This is a genomic window from Streptomyces sp. NPDC031340, assembly GCF_055569945.1.
On the sequence record NZ_JBVIIE010000070.1, the window covers coordinates 24292 to 45921 of the forward strand.

Sequence of the window (21630 nt, forward strand, 5' to 3'; positions counted from 1 at the left end):
GCTGGTCCGGTCCACCCTTCGTCGACGCGAGGCAAGCCATTGACTTCTGACCTGCTCGCTCCTCTCGATCTTGCGTTCTGGAACATGGAGTCCGCCGAGCACCCCATGCACCTCGGCGCGCTGGGCGTCTTCACGGCCCACTCGCCCACGGCCGGCGCCCACGCGGCCGACCTGCTCGCCGCCCGGGCCGCCGCGGTGCCCGGACTGCGCATGCGCATCCGGGACGTCTGGCAGCCGTTCTCCTTCGGCGGCGCCGCCCGTGAGCCCGATCCCGGCTTCGACCCGCTGAACCACGTCCGGCTGCACGCCCCCACCGCCGACTTCCAGGCGGTGGCGGGCCGGCTCATGGAGCGTCCGCTGGTGCGCGGCCGGCCGCCGTGGGAGGCGCACGTGCTGCCGGGGCAGGACGGCGTCTCCTTCGCGGTCCTGTTCAAGTTCCACCACGCCCTCGCCGACGGCCTGCGGGCACTGACGCTCGCCGCCGCCGTCCTGGACCCGATGGACCTCCCGGCGCCCCGGCCCCGCCCGGAGGAGCCCGGCCGCCGTCTGCTGCCCGACGTGCGCGGACTGCCCGGCATGGTGCGCGACGCCCTGTCCGACGCGGGCCGCGCCCTCGACATCGGCGCCTCGGTCGCCCTGTCGTCGCTGGCCACGCAGTCGTCGTCGGCGTTCACCGCACGGCCGACCGGCACCCGCCGCACGGCCGGCGTGCGCATCGACCTCGACGACGTGCACCAGGTGCGCAAGTCCGTCGGCGGCACCGTCAACGACGTCCTGATCGCCGTCGTCGCGGGCGCTCTGCGGCGCTGGCTGGACGAGCGCGGCGACGGCAGCGAGGGCGTCGCGCCGCGTGCCCTGATCCCCGTCTCCAGGCGCCGCCCGCGCACCGCGCACCCACAGGGCAACCGGCTCTCCGGGTACCTGATACGGCTCCCCGTCGGCGACCCCGACCCGCTCGCCCGGCTCGGCGCGGTCCGCGCGGCCATGGACCGCAACAAGGACGCCGGTCCCCACCGGGGCGCGGGCGCCGTCGCGCTGCTCGCCGACCACGTCCCCGCACTCGGCCACCGGCTCGGCGGACCGCTGATGGGCCAGGCCGCCCGGCTCTGGTTCGACATCCTCGTCACCAGCGTGCCGCTGCCCAGCCTCGGCCTGAAACTCGGCGGCAACCCGGTCACCGAGGTCTACCCCTACGCCCCGCTCGCCCGCGGCCAGTCGCTGGCGGTCGCCATCTCGACGTACCGCGGACACGTCCACTACGGGCTCGTCGCGGACGCCGAGGCGGTCTGGGACCTGGACCGCCTGGCCGCGGCCGTGTCCGACGAGGTGGCAAGCCTGATCGACGCCTGCTGCCCCTGATCGTCACCGGTTTGGAGGAATGGCCCGGCGCTGAAGTAAAATCCTCCGTTCGGAGGCGGGCGCGGTCGGAGCGCTGCGCGGGTGAAGCAGGGAACGGCAGCGCGATGACGGTGACAGAGGACGGCTCGGCGACCATGGAAGAGGCCGTGTACGGGCCCGGTATCGACCCGGAGCGGCTGGCGGTCTGCCTCAGCGTGCTGGAGGAGCTCGACGAGCTGGACGTCGACCACCCCGACGCGATCGCCGTGCGCCGGGCCACCGCCGGTATCTACCGCACGGTCAAGCAGCGTCGCCGCCAGGAGCGCCGGGCCGCCAAGACCGCCCACGACAAGGCGGTCACGGAGGCCACGGCCACCGGCTCGGCCCAGCGCATCGACGACGAGACCGAGGGCATCCTGCCGTCGTCGAGCACCGAGGAGGGCCGGATCGCGGGGGTGCTCCAGCGCCCCCGCTCCTGCTACACCTGCAAGGCGCGCTACGTCGAGGTCGACTACTTCTACCACCAGCTCTGCCAGAAGTGCGCCGCCGAGAACCGGGCCCGCCGCGACGCCCGCGCCGACCTCACCGGCAAGCGCGCGCTGCTCACCGGCGGCCGGGCCAAGATCGGCATGTACATCGCGCTGCGGCTGCTGCGCGACGGCGCGCACACCACCATCACCACGCGCTTCCCGAACGACGCCGTCCGCCGCTTCAAGGCGCAGCCCGACAGCGACGAGTGGATCCACCGCCTGAAGATCGTCGGCATCGACCTGCGCGACCCTGCCCAGGTCGTCGCGCTGGCCGACTCCGTCGCCGCCGAGGGCCCGCTGGACATCCTGATCAACAACGCGGCCCAGACGGTACGGCGTTCCCCGCAGGCCTACAGCGAGCTGCTCGCCGCCGAGTCCGCCCCGCTGCCGGCGGGCGAGCTGCCCGCCGCCGAGGTGATCGGCACCTTCGGCTCCGGCGCCGTGGCCGCGCTGCCGGTCGCGGGCGGCGGCGCGCTGACCGCGCAGGACGTCACCGACCTGGCCCTGGTGTCCGGCTCGGCGTCCCTGGAGCGGATCGCCGCGGGCACGGCCATCGACGCGGGCGGACTCGTCCCCGACCTGCACGACACCAACAGCTGGATACAGACGGTGGAGGAGGTGACGCCGGTCGAGCTGCTGGAGGTGCAGCTGTGCAACTCGACGGCGCCGTTCATCCTGATCAGCCGTCTGCGCCCGGCGATGGCGGCCGCCGCGTCCCGGCGGACGTACATCGTGAACGTCTCCGCCATGGAGGGCGTCTTCAACCGCGGCTACAAGGGCGCCGGCCACCCGCACACCAACATGGCCAAGGCCGCCCTCAACATGCTCACCCGCACCAGCGCCCAGGAGATGTTCGAGAAGGACGGCATCCTGATGACGGCCGTCGACACCGGCTGGATCACCGACGAGCGCCCGCACCCGGACAAGGTCCGCCTGGCGGAGGCGGGCTTCCACGCCCCGCTGGACCTGGTCGACGGCGCGGCGCGGGTCTACGATCCGATTGTGCGCGGCGAGCAGGGCGAGGACCTGTACGGCGTCTTCCTGAAGGACTACGCGCCCGGGAAGTGGTGATCCGCCAACCCGACGTGTGGCTCCGGCGCCCGGCGGGAACCCGGCCTGCGCAACCTCCCCGCCAGGAGTGAGTCATGGCCAGTCCCAATGAAATCGATCCGCGGGCGTACGCCGACCCGCGCAACCGCTACCCGACGGACGAGGAGTTCTACGCCAGCGACCGGCCCGAGCACCCCGTGCTGCCGGAGGACCGGCCGCGCGGCGGCGGGCCGGCCCGCCCGATCAGGCACCGCGGCCCGTGGGCCACGGCCGCGCTGGTCGCGGTCATCGTTCTCGTGATCCTCGTGGGGATCGCGCTGTTCCCCTGAGCCGGGCGGCGCCACCGCCGAGGGCGAGGCGGTGGCCGGGCGTCCCGGTCGCACCGCTCTGACCGGGCGTCAATCGGCCGCGCTCAAGCGGGAGTCGCGTGCGGCGACGAGTTCCAGGACCGTGCGCCAGTCCTCCAGGACGCCCGCGTCGAACACCGCACCACGGGCATCCTCGTGCGCCTGGCGCAGGAGCAGCAGATCGTCGTCGGACCAGGCCTCAGGGTGGTGCCGGCCGCGCACGAGACGGGCCACCCGCTCGCCGAGCAGGGAGCGCACCGCGTCGGCCGCGCAGCCCGCGCGGGCGGACGAGTCGCCGGGCCACGGCAGCGTGACCGCGCCGAGCAGGCCGGCCAGCTGGAGCTCCTTGTCGGCGGGCCGGCTGCGGCGCAGCAGCGCGGCGGTCCGCAGCGCGTGCTGGCGTACGTCGCCGTGGCAGGCGTACAGCAGATCCATCAGCTCTTCGACACTCCGCGGCTCCATGCGTCGGTCCTCCCGCCGGGCAAGCCGTTGCCGCCCGTCAGCAGACCATGGCCGGCTTGCGATCCGGCCAACGGGGCCTGAACTGCCGGGCGACCGGACGGACGGCGCGCCGGCGGCGGAGAGGTACGCGCAACCAGTGATGAAACGCCGGATGAACCTGGACGAATCAAGACAGTAACGTCAAGTTTTTGGCCCCATCGAGCAGACGCCTGCTCATTTGGTTAATCTGGTCCTGACGGGCCTAACCATCGGGTCCCATCCACACCCACGTCCGTCCCCGGGCAAGCGGGTCGACAACGGCCCGCTCTCCCACGAAAGACCGGCGCCACCGCGTCCGAACGGCTTTCCCAACGAACCCGAATGGGCGTCCAGCGCCGGACCGCAGACGGCCGGCCCGCCCCGAGGGTGACCCGACACATAAGGAGTGCGCGGTGACACCGGAGAAGACGAATCGCGATCAACGTCCCAAGGAACGCTCGGAGCGTGCGGGCCGCCGGCCCGGAGAGCTCGGCAGCCTCGACGTGTGGGCCCGGTCCGCCCCGATCCGCCTGGCGGGCTACGAGGACGACCTCGCCGAGCCCCACATCCTGCCCAGCGTCGACTGACTCCGGCGGGACCCTCGCGATCGCCGACCGCACGGGCGTGCCCGACTCACGCCCCTGCGGATCGGAAAGCCGCCGCGGACGCCCGGGCACGACTCAGGAGTCAGTCCTTGCGGCCCGTCACGGCGACGGTCACGCCCAGGCCGATCATGGTGAGGCCGCCCAGTCCCCCGACCAGGGACAGCCGGTCCGGGGAACGGGCGAACCAGTCGCGGGCGGTGGCCGCGGCCAGGCCCCAGACGCTGTCCGAGGCGAGCGCGATGGCGTTGAACACCAGCCCGAGCAGCAGCATCTGCAGGGCGACGTGACCCCTCGCAGGGTCGACGAACTGCGGGAGCACGGCCGCGAAGAACACGATGGTCTTCGGGTTGGTCACGCCGACCGCGAACCCCTCCCAGAACGTGCGCAGTCCGCCGTGAGCCACCGGCCCGTCCCCGTCACGGGCGAACGCGGCCCGTAGCGAGCCGCGGTGCCGCCACGCCTTGGCGCCGAGATACACCAGGTAGGCCGCGCCGGCCAGCTTCAGCGCCGTGAAGACCAGCACCGAGCGTTCCACCACGGACCCGATGCCGACGGCCACGGCCACCACGAGCAGACAGGCGCCGAGCGTGTTGCCGACGACCGTGGTCAGCGCGGCGCGGCGACCCTGCGCCAGCGCCCGGCCGATCACGAACAGCACGCTCGGCCCGGGAACCACGATCAACAGCAGCGCCAGCGCCGCGAAGGCGAACAGACGGTCGGTGGACATCATGCGGCCATGCAAGCACGGCGTACTCGCGGCCGGCCACCCCTTTCCGACCGCCTCCCCCGGCCCGCGGGACCGGCCGTCTCACCCGGCCGCGGCGGGCTCGTCCTCCCGGGCCAGGGGCGCCGTGCGCTGCCACGGGTGCAGCCTCTCCAACTGCTCCGCCAGCGCCAGCAGATCCGCCTCCGTGCCCGGCAGGCCCACCAGCTGCACGGCGCAGGGGGCGCCCGAGGGGAGCGTGCCGAAGGGGACCGCCATCGCCGGCCAGCCGGTGAGGTTCCACGGAGGGGTCAGCGGCGAGTAGTTGGTGTTGGCCAGCAGGTTGGGCAGCCAGCCCCGTTCGTGCCAGGCGACCGACCTGGGGGAGCGCCGGGCGAGCGCGGGCGTGAGCAGCACGTCGTGCTCGGCGAAGAACGGCTCCAGACGGCGGCGCAGCCGGTCCCGGCTGTCGCCGGTGCGGACGCCTTTCAGGAAGCGGCGGCCGACGGCCGCGTGCACCCGGGTGCGCCTGGCCAGCAGACGCCGGTCGAGGCCCTGCGCGTCCACCGCGGTGCCGGCCGTCCAGTGGGCCAGCGACGTCGTGCTCAGCGACAGCGGGTAGGGCGGGTCGGCGCGCCGCACCTGGTGGCCGGCCTTCATCAGCACGCCGGCCGCCTCACGGGCCGCGGTCGCGTACGGCTTGGTGATCACGATGCCGGCCAGCGGGGAGCGCAGCGAGACGGCGATCCTGCGCACGCCCGGCGTGGCCGCCGGCGTCTCCTCGGCGCCGGCGAGGACCGCGAACATCAGGCGGACGTCCTCGACCGTGGTTGCCAGCGGGCCGTTCTCGGACATGCCGAACCAGTCGCCGTCGCTGACGCCCGCGGGCACGACGCCGTGTCCGGGCTTGATGGTGACCAGGCCGCAGTTGGCGGCCGGTATGCGCAGGGACCCCATGCCGTCGTTGCCGAGGGCGATGGGCACCATCCCGGCGGCGACCGCCGCGGCGCTGCCGCCGGAGGAGCCGCCTGCCGTGCGGGACAGGTCCCAGGGGTTGCGGGCGGTCCCGTGGACGCCCTCCGTGGTGCCGAAGACGCACAGTTCCGGCACGTTCGTCAGCCCCACGACGACCGCGCCGGCCGCCCGCAGCCGGGCCACCGTGACGTGGTCCTCGGCGGCGGGTGTGTCCGGGGTCGCGGCGGAGCCGACGCGGTTGGACTCGCCGCGCACGGCGAGGTTGTCCTTGACCGCCACCGGCACGCCCGCCAGCGGCAGCTCGCCGAGATCACCGCGCGCGGCGACCTCGTCCGCCTCGGCGAGCGCCGCCTCGGCCCGCACCACGCGGAACGCCCCGACGCGGCCGTCGAGCCGCTCGATCCGGGCCAGGTGCTCGGCCACCACATCCCTGGGGGTGGCCCGCTTCTCGCGTACGGCGGCGGCGATCTCGGCGGCGGTCCGCCCGGCCCAGCTGGTCACGGGAACTCCTCGGGGTGCGGTGCGTGCATTACTCGTGAGTACGCACAGCACTCTGCACCGCCGCGGCCTCCGCGTCGAGAGTCATGCCGCAGGTCGCGGGGTCACATCTCCCTCATGATGCGTTCCAGGAAGGCCACCGACTCGGCGGCCGGGGACGCCACCGTGCTCAGCCGGTCCATGACCGCGAGGTAGTGGTCGACCTCCTCCGGCTTGTCCAGGTAGAGGGCGCTGGAGAGCTGCTCGAGGTAGACGATGTCGGGCAGGTCGGGGACCGGGAAGCGCAGTACGGTGACCGGCCCGCCGGCCGCCGCGTGGCCGCCGACCTGGAAGGGCAGCACCTGCAGGGTGACGTTCGGCAGCGCGGCGGCCTCGATCAGGCGTTCCAGCTGGGCGCGCATCACCCCGGTCCCGCCGAGCGGCCGGCGCAGTGCCGCCTCGTCCACCACCACCCACAGCCGTGGCGCGCCGGGGCGGGTGAGCACTTCCTGCCGGCTCACGCGGAGCGCGACGCGGCGCTCGACGGCGTCCGGGTCGGCGGCGCGGGGGCCGAGCCGGACGACGGCCTCGGCGTACTCGCGGGTCTGCAACAGGCCCGGCACGAACTGGACTTCGTAGGTCCGGATGAGGGAGGCGGCCTCCTCCAGGCCCAGGTGCTGCTCGAACCAGCTCGGACAGGCGTCGCCGTACGCGCGCCACCAGCCGGGTTGGTTGGCGCGGCGCGCCGAATCGAGGAACTCCTGCCGCTCCTCCGGGCCGTGGACGCCGTACAGGGTCAACAGGTCGTCAACGTCACGCGACTTGAAGCCGACCCGGCCCAGCTCCATGCGGCACAGCTTGGCGTCCGAGGCGCGTATCGCCGAAGCGGCCGCGTCCCGGCTGATGCCGAGGGATTCGCGCAGCCGGCGCAGGCGGGTGCCCAGCACGACGCGCTGAACGGTCGGGCCGCCCCGCCGAAGGCTCAGGACTTCCTGGCCGGAGGGAACGGTTACCGGCTGAGCTGCAGTCATGTCTATCCCCTCGGCCGCCGCACCGGCCGGCGTCTGCATGGTCCGGGACTCGACCAAGCAGGGTAGCACCCTGAGGCCGTACGGCTGCGGGGAGTGAACGGCCGGGCTGGAGCAGCCGGTCGGCGGCCGGTCAGCGGCCGGGGAGCAGCCGGTCAGCGGCCGGGGAGCAGCCGGTCGGCGGCCGGGAGCAGGCCGTCGAACTCGCCGTCCTTGACACCGCGGACGAAGGCGGAGATCTCGGCGCCGGTGTAGACGAGCGCGGGACCCTCGGGGTGGCGGGAGTTGCGCATGGCGACGCCGCCGTCGGGGAGTGCGGCCAGCTCGACGCAGTTGCCCTCGGGGTTGCTGTGCCGGCTCTTGCGCCAGACCACTCCTCTCAGCAGGGTCGCCGGCATGCCGTTGCTCATGTGGTGCATCAAGCCTCTTCGGGACGAAGTCGCAGGCGGTGGACCCAGATCGCATGCAATTGCATCGTCAATTGCATGCAAGTGCGGTCGTGCGGGACGATAGCGCCACGGCGATGACGCTCGCAAGATCATCTGCAATTGCAGAGGTAATTGCCGATGCACTTGCATTCGAACTGCCGGACGGAGCACGATACTTCGCACGGAAGTAGACGCCTTCCGTAGATCTCCTCGCACGGTTCCAGGGGTTGCGATGTCCGCTGAGCAAGTCGTACGACCGGCAGACTCGCTGCGGATCGAGGCGACCTGGCAATGGCTGTGCCACGCCGTCGACGACATGGGACGCCCGGCGCCCGGGGAGCCGCTTCCGCTCTCCGTCGCGCCCGGCAAGGCCGTTGTCCCCACGCGGTGTTCGGTGCTCCTGGTGCCGCCCGTGCCCCGGTCCGCGCACGTCGCGCGGGACTTCACGCGGTCCGCGCTCGAACGCGGCGCGTCGGCGGACCGCCTCGACGACGTCACGGTCACGGTGTCGGAACTGGTCAGCAACGCCCTCCGCTACGGCCGGCCGTCCGGCCGCGACACCGCCCCGCAACCGCTGCTGTGGATCGCCCTGTGGGACCGCCTGTCCCTCGCCGTGTGCGGCGTCACCGACGACAGCGACCGGGTCCCCGTGCTGACCGAACCGGACGAGTTCGCCGAGTCGGGGCGCGGCCTTCAGGTCATCTCGGCCCTGAGTGACAGGTGGGGGTGGAGCCCACGGAACGGCGGCGGCAAGGTGGTGTGGGCGCTGTTCCGGCTGTGACCGAACGGCGCCTTGGCGCCGCCGCGGTCGGGCGCCGCCGCGTTCGGACGAAGCGGGCGGGGGAGGGGCGGCGGAGGGACGGCCCGCCCAGCGGGCTCCCCTCCGCGGCGCAGGCGCCCTCCGGCGTGCTGGTGAGCGGAGCTTGCGCGTGCACCGGGACCAGGGGGGGCGTTGTCGACGTAGACGATCCGGCTCTCGGGGGCGACGCGCTGCGCGACCTCGTGGGTGTTGTCGACCGTGATGGTCGCAACCCGCCACCTTCACAGCGGAGTTCAGGATCTCGGTGCCGCTCCCGCCAGCCGCGTCGGCGGCAGGTACTCCCGCACGTACGTCCGCCGCCAGCACGCGCCCGTCTCCCGCAACTCGCGCCAGCTCGTGTACTCGTAGCGGAAGAGGCGGGCGCGGACGAACCGGGGCGGCCGGTCCGGGGGGAACGGGGAGCGGCGCAGCAGCCGCAGGGTGACGCGGTCGTTCTCCAGCAGCCGTTCCACCAGGGTGCCGAACCACGGGCCGGCGTACCCCGGGGAGAGCGCGGCGAACCACATCAGCCAGTCCAGCCGCAGGTGGTACGGGGCGAACTGGCGCGGCCAGCGCCGGGGATCGCCCGGCTTGCCCCGGAACTCGTACTCCCGCCAGTCCGAGTCCTCGCGCGGCACGTCGTCGGCGGTGCCCTCGATCACCACCTCGTGGCGGACCCGGCTCACGCTGCCGAACGCCCCGTAGGTGTTGACCAGGTGGAGCGGATCGAAGGACCGGTTCATGACCTGGCGGCGGGAGAGCATGTTGCGGACCGGGCGGTGACTCAGGCCGAGCAGCAGCGCGGCGACCGCGAGGACCACGACCTCGTACCACAGCGGGGCGCCGGGCACGGACGGCGCGTGCGCCGGGAACCGCACCGCGGGCAGGGCTATCACGATGGTGATCCAGTTCAGCCAGGAGAAGTTGCCCGACAGCACCAGCCACAGCTGGGTGACGATCATCAGCGCGGCCGCGGCCGCGGCGACCGGCTGCGGGGTGAACAGCAGGAAGGGCACGACGAGTTGGGTGACGTGGTTGGCGGCCACCTCGACGCGGTGCAGGGGCCTGGGCAGGTGGTGGAAGAACCAGCTCAGCGGGCCGGGCATCGGCTGGGTCTCGTGGTGGTGGTCCAGGCAGGTCAGCCTCCGCCAGCACTCGTCGCCGCGCATCTTGATCAGACCCGCGCCGAACTCGACGCGGAACAGGATCCACCGCAGCAGGAACAGCACCACGACCGGCGGGGCCACCTCGTCGTTGCCCAGCAGTACGGCGACGAAGCCGACCTCCAGCAGCAGCGACTCCCAGCCGAACGCGTACCAGGTCTGGCCGACGTTCACGATCGACAGGTACAGCGCCCAGGGCACCAGCCACAGCAGCATCCCCGCCCACAGCGGCAACAGCGAGTCCAGCCCGGCGGCCAGCGCCGCGGAGACCGCGCACCCCGCCCAGGCGCAGGCGGCGAAGAACCCGTCGGAGTAGTGCAGGTGGAAGACGCTCGGCGCCCGTTTGAAGGGCACCCGCGCGACGAAGCGGGGCACCGGCAGCATGCCGCGCTCGCCGAGCAGCGCCCGGAACTGCAGCGCCGCCGTCAGGAACGCCACCAGGTACACGCCGGCCAGAGCCCGCTGGAAGACCAGCCGACTCAGCCAGTAGTCGGGTGCGGTGAACCAGTCCACGGCCGTGCGCTCCTCACTCCATCGTCCCGCCCGGACCCGCTGTCACTCTCCGTGTGACCGGGACGTGGCCGCGTAACCCGGCGAGCGGGGCGGGCGTGGAGGGCGACGGTGGCGCAATCCTCCACAAGGGTCGAATAAGCGGGTAAATCCTGGCAAAGTGGCCTCATGGCTGATCGGGGAGCGAGCGCCCTTTCCCTGCCGGACGACTGGCCCGCTCATCCGGATCCGATCCTGGCGCTCAACCGCATGGGCGGCTTCGACTGGGACCTGGACACCGGTCTGTTCCACATGGACGCCCAGGCCCACGAGGTCTTCGACCTGCGCCCCGACGAATTCGACGACCACCCCGAGAGCCTCTCCGTCCGGGTCCCGCCGGTCGAGGCCTACCGGCTCGACGCCCTGGTCGCCCAGTCCATGAAGGACGGCAGCGAGAACTACGGCGCCTACTTCCGCATCCGCCGCCGCGACGGCAGCCTGCGCTGGACGCACACCCAGGGCTACATCCGGCGCGACGGGACGGGCCGCCCGCGCCGGATCGTCGGCATCGTCCGCGACGCCACCGAGGAGCTCGCCGACAGCGAGGCGCGCCGCGAGCAGGCCGCCCGCGACGGGGCCCGGCGCGAGCAGACCAACGTCGTCCAGCTCACCACGGCCGCCCTCGCCCACGCCCGCACGGTCCAGGACGTCATCGACGTCGTCAAGGACACCCACGGCCTCACCCATCTCGGCGCCGTAGGTCTGGTGATGGGACTGGTGGAGGCGGACCGCATCCGGCTGATCGCCGAGGGCCCCGCGGAGAGCGCCGTCCCCGAGGCCCGCGTCACCCGTCTCGACGAGCACTGCCCGACGAGTGAGGTGGTGCGCACCCTCACCCCCCGGTTCATCGAGTCGCCGGAGGAGTTCGCCGAGCGCTACCCGATCCTCTGGCACCGGGTCACCGGCCTGGACGTCACCGCCGCCGCCTACCTCCCGCTGATCGTCCGGGCCCGCCCGATCGGCGTCATGGGCGTGCTCTACAGCGGCCGGAGCGGCTTCTCGACCGAGGACCGCAAGGTCCTGCTCGCCCTCGGCAGCAGCATCGCGCAGAGCCTGCAGCGGGCCATGTTCTACGAGCAGGAGAAGGATCTCGCGACCGGACTGCAGCAGGCGATGCTGCCGCGCACCATTCCCAGCGTGCGCGGCGCCGACGTGGCCGTGCGCTACCGGTCGGCCGCGCTGGGCCGGGACATCGGCGGCGACTGGTACGACCTGATTCCGCTGCCCGGCGGCACCCCTTCCGGGGGAGGCCGGGTCGGCGCCGTCATCGGCGACGTCCAGGGCCACGACACGCATGCGGCCGCCGTGATGGGTCAGCTGCGGATCGTGCTGCGCGCGTACGCCGCCGAGGGGCACACCCCGGCCACCGTGATGGCCCGCGCCTCCGTCTTCCTCCACGAACTGGACACCGACCGCTTCGCGACCTGCCTGTACGCGGAGGCCGACCTGTCGACCGGAGTCGTGCAGGTGGTGCGGGCCGGCCACATCGACCCGCTGATCCGCTACGCCGACGGCGGCTGCCGCCGGGTCTACGTCGACGGGGGCCTGCCGCTCGGCCTGTCCGCCGAGTTCCACAGCCTCACGTACCCCGTCGGCACGCTGGAACTGGATCCCGGCACCACCCTCGTGCTGTGCACCGACGGCCTGGTCGAACAGCCGGGCACGGATCTCGACGACGGCATGCGGATGCTCGTCTCCCTCGTCGGCGGCGGCCCCGACGACGTACGGGACCTCGCGGACCGCCTGATCGACGCGGCCGAGGAACGCAGCGGTGACGACGACGTGGCCCTGCTCCTGCTGCGCCGCCGCGGCCTGGAGACCCCGCAGTCGGGCGGCCGTTTCCAGCAGTACGTGACGCCCGGCGACCCCGGGGCCCTCACCGGGGCGCGGCGCATGATCCGGGCGGCGGTGCGGGACTGGGGCGGCCGGGACCGCGCCGACGAGATCGAACTGGTCGGCGACGAACTGATCACCAACGTCCTCATGCACACCGAGGGCTCCGCGGTCGTCACCCTGCGGGTCTTCACCGGCAGCGGGCGCCGCCTGCGCGTCGAGGTCGAGGACTCCTCCAGCGCCCTGCCGCGCCGCCGGGACGCGGGCGAGTCTGGCGTCTCCGGGCGGGGCCTGCTCCTGGTCGACCTGCTCGCCGACGCGTGGGGAGTGGAGGCGCGGGGCGGCGGCAAGTGCGTGTGGTGCGAGTTCGCGGTCCGCAACCACACCTGAACCCACCCGCCGCCCCGGCGAATCCACCACGGCCCCCGGCCGGGCCCGGACCCGCCCGGCGTCCCGGCCGTGCCCGCCCGGCCGGCTTGGGCCCGCCCGGTGCTGCGGCCGGACCCGGCGGGGTGCGCGGGCGGACCTCCTCGGCGTCCCGGCCGGTTCGGCGCGGTGCCGCGGCCAGGCTCGATCGGCGTCCCGGCGGCGCGGCCCGCCCGGCGTCCCGGCCGGTTTCGCGCGGTGCCGTGGCCCGGATTCCCTCGGCGCCCCAGCCGGACCCGTCTGGTGGCCCGACCGGATCCGCCGGCGTCGCGGCTGACCCGCCCGGTGCGCGGGCGGACCTGCTCGGTGTCCCGGTCGGATGCGCCCGAGGTCGTAGTCGGAGCCGCCAGTGCTGCGGCTGGAGCCGTTGTCGGCGCGGCTGGAGGGGGCTGGATGCGGGTCGCGGCCGGATGTCCGCGGTGCTGCGGTCGGGGCCGCCTGGTGGCGTGGCTGGATTCACCGGCGGCGCGGTGGGAGGCGCCCGGTGGCCGGGGGGAGTCGCCTGGCGGGCTGGGGGCTGGGTGGCACGCTGGATGTATGCCGGAACTTCCCGAGGTCGAAGCGCTCAAGGACTTCCTGGCCCAGCAGCTGTCCGGTCGCCTGATCGTCCGGGTGCTGCCGGTCGCCGTCAGCGTCCTGAAGACGTACGACCCTCCGCTCGCCGCCGTCGAGGGCCGTGAGGTGACGGCCGTGCGCCGGTACGGCAAGTTCCTCGCCCTGGAGACCGACGGCGGACCGCACTTCGTCACCCACCTGGCCCGGGCGGGCTGGCTGCAGTGGAGGGACCGACTCCCCGACGGGGCGCCGCGCCCGGGCAAGGGGCCGCTCGCGATGCGGGTGGCGCTGGAGACCGGGGAGGGCTTCGATCTCACCGAGGCGGGCACCCAGAAGCGCCTGGCGGTCTATGTCGTCCGCGACCCGCGGGAGGTTCCGGGCATCGCGCGCCTGGGCCCGGACCCGCTGGCGGCAGACTTCGACGAGACGGCGTTCGCGGCCCTGCTGGCATCCGAACGGCGCAGGCTCAAGGGCGCCCTGCGCGACCAGAGCCTCATCGCCGGCGTCGGCAACGCCTACAGCGACGAGATCCTGCACGCCGCGGGGATGTCGCCGTACAAGGTGGCGGCTTCGCTCACCCCCGAGGAGACCGCGCGGCTGTACCGGGCGCTGCGCACCACCCTCAGCGAGGCGGTCGAGCGCTCCCGCGGTGTGGCGGCCGGCCGCCTGAAGGCGGAGAAGAAGGGCGGCCTGCGCGTCCACGGCCGCACCGGCGAGCCCTGCCCGGTCTGTGGCGACACCGTCCGCGAGGTCTCCTTCAGCGACTCCTCCCTCCAGTACTGCCCCACCTGCCAGACGGGCGGCAGACCACTGGCGGACCGGAGGATGTCGAGGCTGCTGAAGTAGCCGCGACGGACTGAGCGCGGGGGCAGTCACCGGCCGCGCTCATCCGACGCGGCCGGTGTGCCCGGGGCCGGCCTACTGCGGTTCGAGCGTCACCAGGTGCTCGCCCTCGGCCGTGCGTACCTCGTAGCGGGCGATGTCGTCGCTGCGCAGCGGCGAGCTGCCCTGCACGGTGTTCGGGCGGGCGTCGTGGGCGGGGACCGTCCAGGTCGTCACCGTCTGCTCGGAGCCGTCGCGGGCGATGACGACGAGGCGGCAGGAGTGCGGGCCCGCGCCGTCCTTCACCTGGAGTTCCATCTCGGTGCCGTACGCCTCGTCCGCGATCGTCACCTGCGCCCAGACCCCCGACCGCTGGTCGGTCGCCGCGATCCGCACCTGGCCGCCGTCGTCGCCGCCCGCGACCATCGCGATGGCGGGACCGGCCACCGCGGCGACCACCGAGGCGGCGACGGCGTACAGCAGGCGCCGGCGGGTGGCCCGGCGACGGGCCGCCACCGCGCCGAGCAGCCGGTTCAGCAGCTGGGGACCGGGCTGGGCCATGGGGTGCACGAAACGCGGGGTCGCCCGCCGGTACAGCATCAACTGCCGTGTGGCGGGCCCGAACTCGGTCACGTGAGCCGCGCAGCGCGCGCACTCCATGAGGTGGTCCTCGAAGCGGAAGGCATCCGCCTCGTCCAGCACGCCGAGCGCGTACGCGGCGACGTCGCGATGCCTCTCCAGGGACCTCATGCCGAATCCTCGTGCCTTTGGGTGCGGGTGGGGTTACTCCTTGCTCCCATCGGTACGGACCAGACCGCCGAATCACTCAAGCCACACGCGGAATCGCTGAACCCCGGTATTCGGAGCGGTCCGGCCCGCGGATTGGTCCCGGGCGGAAAAATTCTAGAAAACTAGAAAAGGTGGATGGCGAGGTGGCCGAGGGGCAGCCCGAGCTGCCACGCCTTCGTCCACACCTTCGGGCCCTCGTCCTCGCCCGCCCCCGCGGCGCCGCCCGGGACCGCGTTCAGGTCGGGCGCGAGCAGCTCGGTCTCCTCCAGCCAGCGCCAGGCCGCCTCCGCCAGCTCCAGGTCGGCTGCCGGGCCGCCGGGCTCGGCCGCCTCGGCGGCGAGCCGGGCCATGCCCTCGCGCACCCAGTCCTGCCACGGCTGGTCGTACGCCGTCAGCGACATCCAGGTCTCCAGCTGGGAGACCACCCGGATGCCGCAGAGCTCGCGGTCGGTGTCCGAGAGGAAGATGGTCAGCGCGAGCGCGTCGCGTCCGGCGCGGAACTCGAAGGACGTCGGCGGCATCAGATCGCCGGTCCGCAACAACTCGTCGGCGATGTACTCGGCGTACAGCCAGGCCATGGGGACGGCGAGTTCGCCGTCGCCGGTGCCGTCCGTGCCCTCGTGCCCTCTGTGCAGCATCCCTTCCTGCCTTCCTCCGGTGCGTGCGCGTCGCCCGGCCGCGGGCTCCCCTCGGAACCCGTTGCCCCCCAGTCCGGAACACGGATGAAGACAGCCGATTACTCAACCGGGGTCCTCAGCAAGGCGCTTTACCGAGGTTTGACCCAGGCTTCGGTTTCAGTGCAGGTCGGCCGCGTATCCCGGAAGCACCCTGCGCAGGGCGCGCAGCGCGTAGTACGCGCGGGACTTCACGGTACCGGGCGGGATGCCGAGGGTTTCGGCGGCTTCCGCCACACTCGCCCCCTGGAAGTACACGAGCACCAGGACTTCACGGTGCTCCGGCGTGAGTGTCTTCACAGCTTCCCGCACATCGAGGGCCGCCGCCGCCCGTTCGGCGTGATCCGCGCACACCCGGGCGTTCTCCAGGATGGCGTCGCCGACCTCCGGGGGCCGCGCCTGCCGGGCCCGCCGCGCGTCGATGGCCAGTCGGCGTGCCACCGTGAGCAGCCAGGGCCGTACGGAGTCGAAGGCGTCGGCGCGCAGCGCCTCGGGGTGCTGCCAGGCGCGGACGAGGGTCTCCTGCACCAGGTCCTCGGCGCGCTGCCGGTCGCCGTCGCAGAGCCTCGTCAGCAGGGCGAAGAGGGGCCGGCCGTGCTCGCGCTGCAGTGCGGCGATCTCGTGCTCGGCGGTCGTCCCGTTCGTCATTGTGGTTACGGCCGTCATGCGCGTATGGCACCGCAGGGCGCGGTCGCGGGACAGGGTCCGTACCGGGATCTGCGACGGACGGTCGATCGCGTCGACGAACGGTTCGATGAACGGTCCCCTCCGCTCCGGCCGTTCGGTTTCGGTCACCCCGTCCGCACCGCCGTCCGCCCCCCGCTCGCGCCCCACTCGCGCCCCCGTCCGCGCGCCGGACGGGCTAATCGGGGGGCGCGGGCCGTTTGGAAAGGCCGCCAGCTTCGTACCTATTCGTGGGTAAATATGACCACAGTGGGGTGAGCTGATGATTGCACGCAGACGACAGGTTGCCCTGGCCCTCACGGCCTTGCTCGCGGCAGGCGCCGCCTGTCAGTCCCAGCACCACACGCCGGCCGTGAAGGCCGGACGCCCGGCCCCGTCCGCCGTCACCAAGGGATTCACGCTCGTCGCCTCCGGCGACGTCCTCCCGCACAGCTCGATCATCGAGCGCGCCCGCTTCGACGGCGGCGGCAGCGCCTACGACTTCCGTCCGATGCTGGCCGGCATCAAACCCGTGGTCTCCGGCGCCGACCTGGCGCTCTGTCACATGGAGACCGTGTACGGCGCGAACGGCGACTACACCGGGTACCCCACCTTCAAGTCCCCGCCGGAGGTCGCCCAGGCGCTCGCCGCCACCGGCTACGACGGCTGCTCCACCGCCTCCAACCACACTCTCGACGACGGAGCCGACGGCATCCGCCGCACCCTCGACGCCCTCGACCTGGCGGGCGTCCGGCACGCCGGCTCGGCCCGCACCGAGGAGGAGGCGCACACCGCCACGGTCCTGCACGCGGGCACGGCGAAGGTGGCCCACCTCTCGTACACCTACGACACCAACGGCATCCCGCTGCCACAGGGCGAGCCGTGGGCGGTCAACCTGATCGACGGCGACCGGATCGTCGCGGACGCCCGGGCCGCCCGCCGGGCGGGCGCCGACGTGGTCGTGGTGTCGGTGCACTGGGGCACGGAGTGGCAGGACGAGCCCGACCAGCAGCAGCTCACCCTGGCCCAGCAGCTCACCGCCGCCCGCACCGGCGGCCGCCCCGACATCGACCTGATCCTCGGCACCCACGCCCACATCCCGCAGGCGTACGAGAAGGTCAACGGCACCTGGGTGGTCTACGGCATGGGCGACCAGATCGCCGGTGAGATGGTCAACTACCAGGGCGTCCACGACCCGCGCGGCAACCAGTCGTCCGTCGCCCGCTTCACCTTCGCCCCGCCGGCCCGGCCGGGCGGGCGCTGGGAGGTGACCAAGGCCGAGTTCGTGCCGCAGTGGTTCGACGTCGACGCCGGGCGGGTGGTCGACCTCAACCGGGCGATCGCCCAGGGCGCCGGGCTGCAGGGTGTGCGGGACCGGATCAGGGACGTGGTGCTCAGCCGGGGCGCCGCGAAGGACGGGCTCGTGATGGGGCGTTAGCCGCGGTTCCCGGCGGGCCACTCGGCCTCCGGAACTCACCGGCACCCCAAGGGGGGCGAGCGCTCGGCCCCGCGCCCGCAGCCGCGCGGGGCGCCGGGCGGGCGGCGGGGCTCCGCCAGGGCCGGGTGGACGCCGTCCCGCGCACCGCCGCTCCACCACGGCCGGGTGGACGCCGTCCCGCGCACCGCCGCTCCACCACGGCCGGGTGGACGCCGTCCCGCGCACCGCCGCTCCACCACGGCCGGGGGACCGCCGTCCCGCGCACCGCCCGCCGGACCCGACGGTGTGACCTGTACGAACGCCGGATGCCTCCGCGTGAACAGTGGGCGAAGCCCTGCCGCGGAGGGTTCTTCGCCGCCGTGCCGGGGCCATAGCCTCCGCACCATGTCCGACACCTCCCGCCGCAGGATCCTCGGTGCTCTCGCCGGTGGCACCGCGCTGTCCCTCCTGCCTCCCTCGCTCCTCAAGGCCATGGCCGCGCCGATGCCGCGCGGCGGCATGAACGCGATCGAGCACGTCATCGTGCTGATGCAAGAGAACCGTTCCTTCGACAACTACTTCGGCACCCTCAAGGGCGTGCGCGGCTTCGGCGACCGCACCCCCCTGCGCCTGCGCGACGGCGCCGACGTCTTCAGGCAGCCGCGGGCCGGCGGCGACGTCCTGCCCTTCTCGGCCCGCCGGGCGGCGGTCGACGCCGGCCGCCCGGAGAGCGACATCCAGTACCTGGGCTCGCTCCCGCACGGCTTCCCGGACGGCATCCAGGCACGGGCGAACGGCTGGTGGGACGACTGGATCGCCGCCAAGGGCCAGAGCACCATGGCCTTCTACGACCGGCGGGACATCCCCCTGCAATACGAACTCGCCGACCGGTTCACCATCTGCGACTCCTACTTCTGCTCCGTGTACGGCTCGACCAACCCCAACCGCAACTACCTGTGGACCGGCACCACGGGCTTCGAGCCGGACGGCGTGACCAGGGCCGTCACCAACGCCGCCTACTCCTACACGCACGCCGGATACGACTGGACCACCTACCCCGAGCGCCTGGAGGCGGCCGGGGTCTCCTGGCAGATCTACCAGGAGTGGGACAACTTCACCGACAACGCGGTCGAATACTTCCGGCCGTGGAAGCGGATCGGCCGGAAGATCCTTTCCAAGGTCGGCGGGCAGTACTCCACCACCGAGCAGTTCTACGACAGCCTCTGGGGCAAGACCTCCGCGCAGCGAAAGGAGGCCCTCGCCCAGTTCCAGCAGGGCGTCGACTCGCTGACCGAGGCCGAGCGCCGCCTCTTCCTGCGCGGCGCCTACCGCTCCGAGCCGGACACCCTGATCCCCCGGCTGACCGCGGACATCAAGAACGGCACCCTGCCGAGGGTGAGTTGGGTGGTACCCACGGCGGCGCTCTCCGAGCACCCCGGCTCCTCCACCCCGGTCGGCAGCGCCAACCTCGTCTACGACCTGCTCGACGCCCTCGCGAGCGACCCCGAGACCTGGTCGAAGACGGTGCTGTTCATCAACTTCGACGAGAACGACGGCTACTTCGACCACGTCCCCGCCCCGGTCGCACCCAAGCCCGACTCCGGCAACGACGACGACTGGCTCGACGGCCGTCCGGTCGGCCCCGGCCCGCGGGTGCCGATGACGATCGTCTCGCCGTGGACGGTGGGCGGCTTCGTCTCCTCCGAGGCGTTCGACCACACCTCCGTGATCCGCTTCATGGAGCGCTGGACCGGGGTCCGGGAGCCCAACATCAGCGCCTGGCGCCGCAGTGTCTTCGCCGACCTCACCTCCGTCTTCGACTTCCACCGCACCCACCCGCAGCCCGACGTGGAGCAGCCCGGCCCGGTGCCGGCGCCGGTCGGCCGGTGGAACCCCGTTCCGCCGAAGAAGCAGGCGCTCCCGGAGCAGGAGGCGGGCACCCGCCCCACCCGTCCCCTGCCGTACCGCCTGTCGCTGCGTGCCGACGTCGCCGACGGCCGGGTCCGGCTGCGGCTCGGCAACACCGGCACCGCGGCCGCCACGGTCACCGCGTACCCCGGCGACGGCGGCGAGCCGCGGACCTGGACGGTCGCCGCGGGCGGAAGCACCCTGGACACGATCGCCCACGGGTCCGACGGCTACGACCTCCAGGTGCGCGGCCCCGGCTGGTCGACGTGGGAACTGCGCGGCACCGGCACCGGCGCCGAGGCGTACCTGACCGAGCAGGCCGGAGCGGGCCAGGTCATGGTCCACTGTGCCAACCCCTCCTCGACGACCCGGACGCTCCTGGTCGGCGAGTCGGTCTACCCGCGCGACGCCGGTGACCACGTACGGACCGTCACCCTCGCGCCCGGACAGCAGCAGATCGTGCCGGTCCGTCTCGCCCGCCACGGCTGGTACGACGTCGTCGTGGTCGACAAGCGCGACCCGGGCTTCCTGCGCCGGATGACCGGCCGCCTGGCCGACGGCAAGCGGGGCGTCACCGACCCGGCCACCGGCGTGCTCCCGGCGCTGGCCGCTTCGATCACCCTGCCCGAGCCGCTGCCGCCGCTGGACACCCCGCTCGCCCAGGGCAGCCCGGCCGAGGTCGTCGTCACCCTGACGAACCGGAGCACGGCCGAGCTGGCCGGCCTCACCGCCACCCTGCTCGCCCCCTCCGGCTGGACGGTCGAGCGGTCCGGATCCGCGCCGCGGTCACTGGCCGCCGGGAAGTCCGCCGACGTCCGCTTCACGGTCACACCGGCCGCCGACGCCACCGTCGGAAGCCTGATCGTGGCCGCGCACGCCGACGGCGACGGTCTGCTGAAGATCGCCGACGCGCGGGTGCGCACCCAGGTCGCCGCCGCGATGAGCCTGGCCCTGACCGGTCCGTCGGCTTCGCCGAAGACCGACGGCACGGTGCTCTCCCCGGGTCGGTCGCGCACCCTGACCGCGACCGTCACCAATGCCGGCAGCGCCCCGCTCACCGGCCTGGCGGGCACGCTCGCCCTGCCGGACGGCTGGACCGCCACCCCGTCGGCCCCCGGGCCGGCCACGGTGCCGGCCCGCTCGTCGGTCACGCTCACCTGGGATGTCGTCGCGCCCGTGGCGGCCGCCCGTACGTCCGCCGCGGTCAAGGCCACCGTCACCGCGAGCCTGGGCGGGCGGTCCAAGGAGCAGACGGCGTCCCTGACCGCCCAGGTGGGCCCCGTCATGACCGGTTACCTGCTCGCCGAGGACTTCGAGTCCGTCGCCCCGTCCCTGGCGCCGGCCGTCGACCTCAGCCGTCCCGGCCTGCTGGGCTGGACCCGGACCGCGCCCGAGGGCTGGACGGTCACCAATGCGCCGACGATGCCGCAGGGCACCAGGGAACTGCAGGGCTGGTCCTTCCTCTCCAAGCAGTTCTGGTTCCCGGCGGGGCAGGACCGGCCGGGCTTCAGCCGGAGCCTCGGCATCGTCGCGGTCGCCGACGCCGACGACTGGGACGACACCGGCAGCCCGGCGAGCCGCGGACGGTTCGATTCGACGCTGACCACTCCCGCGGTCGTCATCCCGCCGGGCACCTCGACCCTCCACCTGGGCTTCGACTCCCACTACCGTCAGGAGAGCCCGCAGGAGGCCGAGGTCACGGTCGAGTTCGACTCCGGCGAGGCGACCCGCGTGCTGCACTACTCCAGCGCGGCCTCGGGGAACACCAACAGCGGCCAGGACCAGCAGAACCGGCTGGTCGATCTCTCCTTCGCGGTCCCGTCCGGAGCGACGTCGGTCAAGGTGAACTTCCGGCTCTGCAACGCGGGGAACAACTGGTTCTGGGCGATCGACAACGTCCGCCTCGGCGCCGGCCCGGTCGACGACGCGTGAAGCCGGCGCCCGCGCGGGGAGCCTACCGGCCCCGCGCGGGCCCGGGGGGGGGGGGTGGGGGCGGCCGGTCCTCCCGCATGCCCAGCTGGTGGTTCCGGTGCAAATCCCGACACCCACCCCCCCGTCCTCCCCCACCGCC

General features: G+C 73.3%; 18 protein-coding genes and 1 pseudogene. 9 read left to right on the top strand and 10 right to left on the bottom strand.

Going from position 1 to position 21630, the window contains the following annotated elements:
* The first annotated feature begins 39 nt into the window (after positions 1-39).
* From ACZ5GT_RS35810 to ACZ5GT_RS35820, 3 genes are all read left to right on the top strand, one after another.
* On the top strand, positions 40-1359 hold the full coding sequence (locus ACZ5GT_RS35810) for a wax ester/triacylglycerol synthase family O-acyltransferase (RefSeq protein ID WP_469034858.1): 1320 nt from the start codon (positions 40-42) through the stop codon (positions 1357-1359).
* 104 nt (positions 1360-1463) lie between these two features.
* The gene (locus ACZ5GT_RS35815; RefSeq protein WP_469034860.1) at positions 1464-2939 is read left to right on the top strand and encodes an SDR family NAD(P)-dependent oxidoreductase; all 1476 of its coding nucleotides are present in this window, start codon (positions 1464-1466) and stop codon (positions 2937-2939) included.
* Positions 2940-3013: 74 nt separating this feature from the next.
* The gene (locus ACZ5GT_RS35820) at positions 3014-3247 is read left to right on the top strand and encodes a hypothetical protein (RefSeq protein WP_469034861.1); all 234 of its coding nucleotides are present in this window, start codon (positions 3014-3016) and stop codon (positions 3245-3247) included.
* Between the two features lie 69 nt (positions 3248-3316).
* On the opposite strand, the gene ACZ5GT_RS35825 is transcribed toward ACZ5GT_RS35820, so the two are convergent.
* The gene (locus ACZ5GT_RS35825; protein ID WP_469034863.1) at positions 3317-3727 is read right to left on the bottom strand and encodes a hypothetical protein; all 411 of its coding nucleotides are present in this window, start codon (positions 3725-3727) and stop codon (positions 3317-3319) included.
* Between the two features lie 431 nt (positions 3728-4158).
* Between ACZ5GT_RS35825 and ACZ5GT_RS35830 the strand changes: the two genes are divergently transcribed.
* A complete protein-coding gene (locus tag ACZ5GT_RS35830; RefSeq protein WP_249834998.1) occupies positions 4159-4332 on the top strand; it encodes a hypothetical protein in 174 nt (57 codons plus the stop codon).
* Between the two features lie 100 nt (positions 4333-4432).
* Here the strand turns inward: ACZ5GT_RS35830 and ACZ5GT_RS35835 are convergent, their stop codons facing one another.
* From ACZ5GT_RS35835 to ACZ5GT_RS35850, 4 genes are all read right to left on the bottom strand, one after another.
* Positions 4433-5080 (bottom strand): LysE family translocator, encoded by a 648-nt coding sequence (locus ACZ5GT_RS35835; protein WP_469034864.1) that lies wholly within the window; start codon positions 5078-5080, stop codon positions 4433-4435.
* A gap of 78 nt (positions 5081-5158) precedes the next feature.
* Positions 5159-6529, bottom strand: a complete 1371-nt coding sequence (locus ACZ5GT_RS35840; protein ID WP_469034866.1) for an amidase — start codon at positions 6527-6529, stop codon at positions 5159-5161.
* 101 nt (positions 6530-6630) lie between these two features.
* Positions 6631-7536, bottom strand: coding sequence for a helix-turn-helix domain-containing protein (locus ACZ5GT_RS35845; protein WP_469034868.1), 906 nt, complete (start codon positions 7534-7536; stop codon positions 6631-6633).
* Positions 7537-7688: 152 nt separating this feature from the next.
* Positions 7689-7952 carry a DUF397 domain-containing protein gene (locus tag ACZ5GT_RS35850; RefSeq protein WP_469034870.1) on the bottom strand — a complete coding sequence of 88 codons (264 nt, stop codon included), beginning with the start codon at positions 7950-7952 and terminating at the stop codon, positions 7689-7691.
* A 241-nt stretch (positions 7953-8193) separates the two neighbouring features.
* Here ACZ5GT_RS35850 and ACZ5GT_RS35855 point away from each other — a divergent pair, with 241 nt between their 5' ends.
* Positions 8194-8742 carry an ATP-binding protein gene (locus ACZ5GT_RS35855; protein WP_469034872.1) on the top strand — a complete coding sequence of 183 codons (549 nt, stop codon included), beginning with the start codon at positions 8194-8196 and terminating at the stop codon, positions 8740-8742.
* A 106-nt stretch (positions 8743-8848) separates the two neighbouring features.
* On the opposite strand, the pseudogene ACZ5GT_RS35860 reads toward ACZ5GT_RS35855, so the two are convergent.
* A pseudogene (locus ACZ5GT_RS35860) lies at positions 8849-8981 on the bottom strand (SAM-dependent methyltransferase); the annotation flags it as partial.
* A gap of 33 nt (positions 8982-9014) precedes the next feature.
* Positions 9015-10436 (bottom strand): lipase maturation factor family protein, encoded by a 1422-nt coding sequence (locus tag ACZ5GT_RS35865; protein ID WP_469034874.1) that lies wholly within the window; start codon positions 10434-10436, stop codon positions 9015-9017.
* A gap of 165 nt (positions 10437-10601) precedes the next feature.
* On the opposite strand from ACZ5GT_RS35865, the gene ACZ5GT_RS35870 reads away from it, so the two are divergent.
* Positions 10602-12695 (top strand): SpoIIE family protein phosphatase, encoded by a 2094-nt coding sequence (locus ACZ5GT_RS35870; RefSeq protein ID WP_469034876.1) that lies wholly within the window; start codon positions 10602-10604, stop codon positions 12693-12695.
* Positions 12696-13268: 573 nt separating this feature from the next.
* Positions 13269-14132 (top strand): Fpg/Nei family DNA glycosylase, encoded by an 864-nt coding sequence (locus ACZ5GT_RS35875; protein WP_469034879.1) that lies wholly within the window; start codon positions 13269-13271, stop codon positions 14130-14132.
* 72 nt (positions 14133-14204) lie between these two features.
* Here ACZ5GT_RS35875 and ACZ5GT_RS35880 read toward each other — a convergent pair whose 3' ends face one another.
* The 3 genes from ACZ5GT_RS35880 to ACZ5GT_RS35890 form a co-directional block, all read right to left on the bottom strand.
* Positions 14205-14858, bottom strand: a complete 654-nt coding sequence (locus ACZ5GT_RS35880; protein ID WP_469034880.1) for a zf-HC2 domain-containing protein — start codon at positions 14856-14858, stop codon at positions 14205-14207.
* A 161-nt stretch (positions 14859-15019) separates the two neighbouring features.
* A complete protein-coding gene (locus ACZ5GT_RS35885) occupies positions 15020-15535 on the bottom strand; it encodes a hypothetical protein (protein ID WP_469034882.1) in 516 nt (171 codons plus the stop codon).
* A 156-nt stretch (positions 15536-15691) separates the two neighbouring features.
* Positions 15692-16237: a sigma-70 family RNA polymerase sigma factor gene (locus ACZ5GT_RS35890; protein WP_469034897.1), complete on the bottom strand. Its 546-nt coding sequence runs from the start codon at positions 16235-16237 to the stop codon at positions 15692-15694.
* A gap of 280 nt (positions 16238-16517) precedes the next feature.
* Here ACZ5GT_RS35890 and ACZ5GT_RS35895 point away from each other — a divergent pair, with 280 nt between their 5' ends.
* Both ACZ5GT_RS35895 and ACZ5GT_RS35900 read left to right on the top strand, forming a co-directional pair.
* Positions 16518-17672: a CapA family protein gene (locus ACZ5GT_RS35895; RefSeq protein WP_469034884.1), complete on the top strand. Its 1155-nt coding sequence runs from the start codon at positions 16518-16520 to the stop codon at positions 17670-17672.
* 384 nt (positions 17673-18056) lie between these two features.
* Positions 18057-21491: a phosphocholine-specific phospholipase C gene (locus tag ACZ5GT_RS35900; protein ID WP_469034887.1), complete on the top strand. Its 3435-nt coding sequence runs from the start codon at positions 18057-18059 to the stop codon at positions 21489-21491.
* Positions 21492-21630: the final 139 nt, after the last annotated feature.